The following is a 7,566-nucleotide window of genomic DNA, read 5'->3' on the forward strand; positions in this document are numbered from 1 at the left end:
TTTTGCTGTCGATAGTAATTCTGTGAACCCATCTTCGGATTCGAAATACATCATCACGGATGACCCTTTTTTTGAAGGTAAAATCGCCGATTTTTCTAAAAAACTAAAAACAAAAGTCCTTCCTCTCTCCGATTTACCCAACACAGATTTTGATTCACAAGGAAAAATCATAAAACTCTTATTTTACATCTCTCGTTATGAGTTGGAAAATAAACACAAAGAAATCCATCAGTTTTTAAAAGAAAATCCTACAATTATGTCCAACATCATCGTTCGGGCACCAATCGACTACACAGGTTATATGGCGATGTCGATTGAAGAGGAATTGTTTTTCACGAATGTTCCAGATGATGCTCCTTTGGTATTTCTCATCAAAAATTTGGTAAATGCATTTACCAGCTTACAAATGATAGTTGATAAGTTTGAGCTCCAAAAACGAATCAATGTATCCACAAATGAGATTTCAAAACTAACAAAAATTGGAATCAGTTTAGCGAATGAAAAGGATTTTACGAAATTACTTCGAGATATTTTGAATTCTGCACGCGAGATTTCCAACTCAGATTCTGGTTCTTTGTATTTGGTGGAAAAAGATGAACGGGGGAATCCAAGAAATTTACGTTTTAAAATTTCTGCCTTAGATTTAAATAGTGATGAATTTATCCTCCCTATCAATAAAAAAAGTATCGCAGGTTATGTTGCTTTTACTGGCAAACAATTAAATATCCCAAACGTATACGAACTTTCGGGCAAAGAAGAATATAAATTCAACAGTGATTTTGATCGAATGAGTAATTATTACTCCAAGTCAATGTTGGTGGTGCCCATGAAAGACCACCATGATGAAGTAGTAGGTGTCATCCAACTCATCAATCGCAAAAAGAATTTTCAAACCAAACTGACATTAGATGAAATGAAATCGAATTCAGTTTTGGATTATGATAAATATTCGGAAGAACTTGTGATGGCAGTTGCAGGACAAGCTGCCGTTGCAATCCAAAATAATAACCTAGTTCATGAAATTGAAACCTTGTTTGAAGGGTTTGTAACTGCAAGTGTTTCTGCAATTGAATCTAGGGACCCAACTACATCTGGTCACTCCTTTCGTGTGGCACAGTACACCGTTGGACTTGCTGAATCTGTGAATGGAGTGCAAGTTGGACGATTTAAAGATGTTCACTTTAATGAATCTCAAATCAAAGAAATTCGTTATGCTTCCTTATTACACGATTTTGGAAAAGTTGGTGTAAGAGAAAAGGTTTTGGTGAAAGCCAAAAAATTGGAAGATTATGAGTTGGATCTCATTCGTTGGAGATTCCAATTTATTCTGAAAGATGTAGAAACTAAACTTGCACAGAAAAAAATTGAATACTTAAAAAAACACGGTAACAACGGTTATCCACAATTTGAAAAATCAATCCAGTTAGAATATACACTAGAGAAAGAAAAATTGGAAGAGATGGTTCGTGTCATTACCGATTCGAATGAACCAACTATTTTGGAAGAGGGCAATTCGAACTTTTTGGAAGAGATTTCGAAAATGAGTTACCACACAACCGATGGAAATCAATTGAGTTTGTTACTTCCAAAAGAGTTTAATTTTTTATCGATTCGTCGTGGTTCTTTGGATTTTGAAGAAAGAAGAGAAATTGAATCCCATGTGGAACATACGTTTCAATTTTTATCCAAAATTCCTTGGACAAGAGAACTTAAAATGGTTCCGAGTATCGCTCATGGCCACCATGAAAAATTGAATGGGTCGGGATACCCTAGGGGGTTGTCTGCAGTCGAAATACCCGTCCAGGCGAAAATGATGGCGATTGCCGATATTTTTGATGCGTTAACGGACCAGGACCGTCCTTATAAAAAAGCGGTTCCACTCGATCGGGCTTTTGATATTTTAAAAATGGAAGTGCGAGACCAACACATTGATGGAGACCTTCTCGACCTCTTCATTGAAAGTCGCGCTTACGAAAAAATTCAGCACAAACGATAAAAAAAACCTGAAAAAAAGTTCGTCTTTTAAAGCACCTCCGAAACTTGTGTGTCTAAGCATTAGGAGGAGACATGAACCAAACTCTAAAAGGTCGCACAGTGATCATTACTGGCATTACAGATGCGTCCTCACTTGCACTTATCATTGCAAAAGAATGTAAAGACCAAGGTGCAAAACTCATTTGCACAGGACTTGGAAAAACACCTTTTCACAAAAATTTATCTGAAAACAGCATAAACTTTTTAGATCGTACATATGCAGATTTTCAAAATACCGTAAAAAAGGAATTAGGTGAAGATGTGGTCACCTTCCCTCTTGATGTCACCATCCAAGAGAGTATTGATTCCTTTGCTGACTTTTTGTTAGAGAAAAAAGAAACCATTCATTCTTTATTACACTCTATTGCAATGGACAAAACCATTCGCCAAGGGAAAGTAAAGCCAATCATGACCGTTTCAAGAGAAGAGTTTATGGATGCGATGAACGTATCTTCTTTTTCGTTACTTGCGATTGTCCAAAGCCTTTATCAAAGAAATCTATTAACGATTGGAGCATCCATTGTTGCTCTCAGTTATTTAGGTGCAGAAAAAGTTGTAGTTCACCCATATAAAAACATTGGTGTTGCTAAAGCGGCACTAGAGCGACTTGTAAAAGAGATGGCTATGGAATTGGGACAAGAAAAAGAAATCCAAGTGAATGCGATTCGATTTTCTCCCTACCGAGCAAGTAAAGCTGGTTCTGCAATAGAAGGATTAGAAGAAGCTGAAATCCATTGCCAAACTTCCTCTCCACTTGGGAATGCAAAAGCAAAAGACCTTGCAGAAGAAGTATGTTATTTGTTCCGTCCTTCCAATCGAATCACTGGTGAAATTCGACATGTGGATGGTGGATACCATATCCGAGGATAAAACTTAAACTAGGCTTGATCCAAAAAAATCTTGGATTAGATTTTGAAAGTGATTCCCTCTCACTTCAAAGTTTTTATAAAGATCAAAACTAGCACCTGCCGGTGAAAAAATCACCGTCAGGGTTTCTTCTTTTTCTAAATTTGATTTGGTTAACCAATGATGATCAATTTTTTCTTTCACATCTGCGATCAGAGATTTCAAATCATCAAAATAAAAAACAGGTAATCCAGTAAGATTTAATTCCTCTCCCCATACTTCTTTTGCCTTTCCAAAAACAAACAGAGGACATTCTAACTCTCTCCATCTTTTTATCAGCGGTTGGATTGGTTCCACTTTCGGAATTCCACCTAATATTAGATAAATGGGATCACCTTTTTTGAAACCAGAGATTCCCGATAACATTGAATGTAAGTTTGTCGATTTTGAATCATTAATGAACCGAATGGACTGGTATTTTGGGTTGAGAGTTTCTGTGGGAATGGATTGGAACCTGTGTGGCAAACCATCAAATGTTTCCAATTGGCTTTGGATTTGGTCTGGACTTAAACCCACAACCTCAGCAAGTGCAATGGCAAAACATAAATTCATAAGGTTGTGTTTTCCTTTTAGAGGGAATAAGGAAACATCATATTCATGATTTGGTGTATGGATTTTATTTGGGTTTTGTGTGACAGAATAAGATTTATTTTCTCCCACCAAATGTAAATTGGGATTCGTAGGAATCTCAAATGGTGTATAAGTGAAAAAATTCGGATTCACAAAACATTGGTGCTTTTTGTCTAACAAATTCTGGATTTTCCATTTTGCAAGCGCATAGGATTCCATGGTTTTATGCCTTTCTAAATGATCAGATGCAAGATTTAAGATGGCAGATGCCGTCAGTTTTAAGTTAGGTGAGTCATCCAGTTGGTAACTTGATAATTCTAATACAACAATCTCTGGATTTTCTCTACAAAACGAAGTAAAGGGAACTCCAATATTCCCTCCCATTTTTGCATTTGGGTATTTTTTCTTTAGTATATGATATGTTAAAGCAGTTGTTGTCGATTTGCCGTCGGTGCCAGTGATGCCTATCACTGGTCCATTGAAAAAAATTCTGCCAAGTGTGATCTCACTTAGGATGGGAATTTGTTTCCTACGTGCCGTTTCTAAAATTGGATGATCTGGTAGGATTCCTGGACTTTTGATGATACAATCAATTCCACCTAGGTTTTCTTGTGGCATAAGATCGGACAAAACTTTCGTATACAGACTTTGGTTTGCTTTCTCTGGGAAACGATCCGCGAGAATGACTTTTTTCCCAAGGGAATTGAGTAGGAGAGCTGCCGAATCACCGGAGGACCCACCCCCTAAAATGAGGAAAGAATGAAGATTTTGCAGGTCAGATTGGCTCAATATGGATTCAGAAAACATTGATTGACACTCCGTTAAAATACATCGATTTTGTAAAATCATATCAGGTTGGGTAAATAGGTGCTGAAACACGAAGTGAAAGACGGAAAACTAGTCGTTTATTTGGAAGGTCGATTGGACGTTTCTGTGGCGAATGAAGTGGAAGAGGGACTCACTGAACTCATTGACTCTTTAGGTCATAGAAAGGTTCTTCTCAATATGAAAGATGTAGAGTATATGTCTTCTTCGGGGTTTCGTGCTTGTATATCGACTTTACGCAAACTCAATTCCAAAGAAGGATTTCTTAAGATTTCCAATATCAAACCAGCTGTGAAAAGGATCTTTGATGTCATCGAACTGACTTCTTTATTCGATATTTATGATTCAGAAGAAGCAGCGTTAAAATCCTTTTGACCAATTCATTTGAATCCTATTTTACACAAAATTGTAGAAACGAAACATTCAGAAATCAATGAAAGTCGTGGTAAGGTTTTACCCGACAGAACGATTCCCATTCGGGATTGGAAATCTCATCTCAAAACAACATCCATCTCGGTCATAGCCGAATGCAAAAAAGGTAGTCCCAGTGCGGGAGTGATTCGGCATGAATACGATCCAGTCACCATTGCCACTGAGTATGAAAGTTCAGGGGCTGGTGCCATTTCTGTCTTGACTGACAAATCGTATTTTTATGGTTCCTTGAGTGATTTACAATCTGTTGCAAACAAGGTTTCTGTTCCAGTCATTCGTAAGGATTTTATTTTAGATCCAATTCAAATCGATGAAGCGTATGCCTATGGTGCCTCAGCAATTTTACTCATTGTTAGGATCCTTTCACCGGAACAATTAAAACTTTTACATGAACATGCGACTCGTCTTGGCCTTGCTGTCCTCGTGGAAACCCATAACCAAATGGAAGTGGATATTGCATTAGACATGGGGGCAAATACCATTGGAATTAATACTCGCGACCTAGATACATTTCAAATTCACAAAAATCTAATTGAACAAATTGCACCTAAATTGGATTCGTCGATCATCCGAGTGGCTGAGTCAGGAATTGAATCTTTTGAAGATTGGCAAAAATACAAAGGAATGATTGATTCTATGTTAGTTGGAACTTTTTTTATGAAAAGTAAAAACATTCCTGCTGATTTTTTGGCTCTTCTGAATGGTAAAACTGCCAATCGAAACTGAAAAATCATAGAGATCGAATCGAATTCATTCTAATTATTTGAATTAAATGTTGTTTTATTTATAAATTCGGATTTTTTAATACAGAAAACTATGGTCTGGAAGTCATTCTTAAAAGGTATCTTCCTCTTTCTAGCCTACATTGGTTCTGCCAAATTGGGTATGGAGTATTTTGCATTCCAACCTATGAATTTGGCTGTATTGTGGATCCCTTCTGGGATTGGTCTCGTCGGCTGTATTTTTTTCGGATATCGATTTTTCCCAATTGTTTGGTTAGCAAGTTTTCTTGCTAATAAAGATGGATTGATTAGCAGTCAATTCCAACTCACACAATTTGAATTGTATCTTAGTATTTGTTTAACTGCATCAGTTGATGCGTTTCAATCAGTTCTCGCCTATTATTTCTGGAATACAAAAATAAGAAAAAATCTCAATTCGACTAAGGATAATTTTTATTTCATCGTATATGTTGCTTTTTTATCTAGTTTGATTTCGATTTTACTTCTTGGTCTTGTTCTAAATTCATTTGGATACTTTCATAACTTAAATGTAAATGAAATTGTTCGAACTCTCGTTGTGATCACCTTTGGTGATACGATAGGAATTTTTATCACTGTTCCGATGTTTCTGGCTTGGAGGAAATTGGAATGGAAGGAGTTATCCTTACGTCTCGTTTTCTGGACAATTATATTTATCGTTTTCCAAGCAGTGATAGTGTTTCGATTCCCATATTTATTTTTTCTTTCGTTTTTGATTTTGATTTATTTAGGGTATCGATTCCAAATCAGGGGAGTCACATTAGGTGTATTCTTATTGTATTTGTCGAGTGTACTCATGACTCGATTAGGTGTTGGACCATTTGTACAACCGGTTATCTTTGATTCTTATATTTATCTCATTTCGTTTTTGATTCCATATGCAATTCTTGCTGAGTTTATCACCTTACAATACCAAAGGTTACTGTATAATCGGTTTGAGTTGGAAAAAAAAGTATATGACCGAACTAAGTTACTGAGAACTCAGATTTTCGAAAAAACACAAGCGATTGAAGCATTACACAAATCCGAAAAACTATTAAGTGAGTCCAATCGCACAAAAGATATATTTTTTTCGATCATTGCTCACGATTTACGTAATCCTTTAGGATCCTTTAAACAAATCACAGAACTGATGTATGCGGACTTTGATACCTATAGCGATTCTGAAAAAAGAGAAACTGTTTTTGAAATTAAAAAATCTGCCTCGCGAGTTTATAGTTTGTTAGAACAACTTCTTGATTGGGCAAGAACTCAAACGGGCAATATGCCATTCCGTCCAAATGAAGTCAACCTTCGGACAATTGTTTCTAAGATAACCGAACAAATGGCCGCTTTGATTCAGAAAAAGGGAATTCAGTTCAGTGTAGAGATCCCTGAAAAATTTTCATTTGTGTATGCAGACTCCGAAATGATCCAAGCGGTTTTACGAAATTTAATTTCCAATTCAATTAAGTTTACCAATGATAATGGCAAAATCCAAATCTCTGTTTCGCAAGAAGAGGATGGTGTACGAATTGAATGCAAAGACAATGGAGTTGGAATGAATAGCTCTGATTTAGAGAAATTATTCCGTTTGGATGCACAGTTAACAAGTATAGGGTTAGAAGGAGAAAAAGGCACAGGCCTTGGTCTCATTTTATGCCATGAATTTGTTAAAATACACGGTGGAGAAATTTGGGCTACAAGTGAAAAGGGAAAGGGAACGACTGTTAGCTTTCGTTTGCCTGATCCCAAATAAAATTTGATAAGAATCTGTTTTTATTTTTGAATCATTTAAGAAAAATTCTCTTCTAAATTTGCCTTTTGGCTATAAGGCAAATATACGATGAATTTTGTATTTCCTTTCGCAGATTTTACATCAATGATTCCTTTGTGTTTTTCAATGATCTGTTTCGAAATATACAAACCAAGACCAGTTCCTTGGCCAATTGGTTTTGTTGTAAAAAACGGATCAAAAATTTTATCCAATATTTCATTTGGTACACCAGGACCTGAGTCTTCGATACAGACATAGGCAAATGGATTGTTCTTTAGAATC

General features: G+C 36.3%; 7 protein-coding genes (1 of these 7 cut by a window edge). 5 read left to right on the top strand and 2 right to left on the bottom strand.

Translation table 11 applies throughout. The annotated features are described in order from the left end of the window. The first annotated feature begins 22 nt into the window (after positions 1 to 22). Both ND812_RS08530 and ND812_RS08535 read left to right on the top strand, forming a co-directional pair. A complete protein-coding gene (locus ND812_RS08530; protein ID WP_265375103.1) occupies positions 23 to 1,996 on the top strand; it encodes an HD family phosphohydrolase in 1,974 nt (657 codons plus the stop codon). A 71-nt stretch (positions 1,997 to 2,067) separates the two neighbouring features. Next, positions 2,068 to 2,904, top strand: coding sequence for an enoyl-ACP reductase FabI (locus ND812_RS08535; RefSeq protein WP_265375104.1), 837 nt, complete (start codon positions 2,068 to 2,070; stop codon positions 2,902 to 2,904). A 3-nt stretch (positions 2,905 to 2,907) separates the two neighbouring features. Here ND812_RS08535 and murD read toward each other — a convergent pair whose 3' ends face one another. Then, complete coding sequence (gene murD / locus ND812_RS08540; protein WP_265375105.1) at positions 2,908 to 4,317, bottom strand: UDP-N-acetylmuramoyl-L-alanine--D-glutamate ligase; 1,410 nt, start codon at positions 4,315 to 4,317, stop codon at positions 2,908 to 2,910. A 60-nt stretch (positions 4,318 to 4,377) separates the two neighbouring features. Between murD and ND812_RS08545 the strand changes: the two genes are divergently transcribed. From ND812_RS08545 to ND812_RS08555, 3 genes are all read left to right on the top strand, one after another. After that, positions 4,378 to 4,710: an STAS domain-containing protein gene (locus ND812_RS08545; RefSeq protein WP_100727565.1), complete on the top strand. Its 333-nt coding sequence runs from the start codon at positions 4,378 to 4,380 to the stop codon at positions 4,708 to 4,710. 9 nt (positions 4,711 to 4,719) lie between these two features. Further along, positions 4,720 to 5,493 (top strand): indole-3-glycerol-phosphate synthase, encoded by a 774-nt coding sequence (locus ND812_RS08550; protein WP_265375106.1) that lies wholly within the window; start codon positions 4,720 to 4,722, stop codon positions 5,491 to 5,493. Between the two features lie 90 nt (positions 5,494 to 5,583). Beyond that, entirely contained in the window at positions 5,584 to 7,266 is a 1,683-nt protein-coding gene (locus ND812_RS08555) for a sensor histidine kinase (protein WP_265375107.1), read from the top strand. A 35-nt stretch (positions 7,267 to 7,301) separates the two neighbouring features. On the opposite strand, the gene ND812_RS08560 is transcribed toward ND812_RS08555, so the two are convergent. Further along, a protein-coding gene (locus ND812_RS08560; RefSeq protein ID WP_265375108.1) for an ATP-binding protein crosses the window boundary here: on the bottom strand, positions 7,302 to 7,566 show its end. Its footprint extends 1,964 nt past the window's final position; the window shows 265 of its 2,229 coding nt (coding positions 1,965-2,229); the start codon falls outside the window, past its right edge; it ends in the stop codon at positions 7,302 to 7,304.

It is taken from the genome of Leptospira limi (genome assembly GCF_026151395.1).
In the GTDB taxonomy this organism is placed as follows: Bacteria; Spirochaetota; Leptospiria; order Leptospirales; family Leptospiraceae; genus Leptospira_A; species Leptospira_A limi.

Bases quoted from the DNA above. Each gene is read 5' to 3' on its own strand.
- ND812_RS08535 (WP_265375104.1), top strand. From the start codon at position 2,068: ATGAACCAAACTCTAAAAGGTCGCACAGTGATCATTACTGGCATTACA.
- murD (WP_265375105.1), bottom strand. From the start codon at position 4,317: ATGTTTTCTGAATCCATATTGAGCCAATCTGACCTGCAAAATCTTCAT.
- ND812_RS08555 (WP_265375107.1), top strand. From the start codon at position 5,584: ATGGTCTGGAAGTCATTCTTAAAAGGTATCTTCCTCTTTCTAGCCTAC.